At 60.0% G+C, this 390-nt stretch carries 1 pseudogene; it reads left to right on the top strand.

Going from position 1 to position 390, the window contains the following annotated elements:
* Positions 1–23: 23 nt before the first annotated feature.
* Positions 24–390 (top strand): annotated as a pseudogene (locus ALO43_RS31375) (PAS domain-containing protein); the annotation flags it as partial.

Below are 390 nucleotides of genomic sequence, written 5' to 3'. Positions count from 1 at the left end.
TTAGATGTGTATAAGAGACAGGGAATCCGGGTGCAGAACAGGTGTTAGGCTGGTCCGCTGCACAAATGGTCGGGCAGGATGCGGAGCGTTTCTTCACGCCGGAGGACCGCGCCTGCGGCCGGATCGAACATGAAATGCAACTCGCTCTGAGCGTCGGCCGAGCGTCGGCCGAGCGTCGGACGAACGCTGGCACCTGCGCAAGGATGGTCAGCTGTTCTGGGCGTCTGGCGAAATGATGCCGCTGTATGACGAGGAAAATACTCACCTTGGCTTCGTCAAGATCCTGCGCGACCGCACCCGGGAGCATCTGGTGGCACGCGCAACCGAAGAAGCCCAGGAACGTTACCGGTTGGCCGCCAAGGCTACCAATGACGCAATATGGGATTGGGA

Origin of the sequence: Pseudomonas tremae (assembly GCF_001401155.1) — a bacterium.
Lineage (GTDB): Bacteria > Pseudomonadota > Gammaproteobacteria > Pseudomonadales > Pseudomonadaceae > Aquipseudomonas > Aquipseudomonas tremae.
Note: the sequence above shows the minus strand (reverse complement) of the source record. Positions and strands in the feature narration are given on the sequence as shown.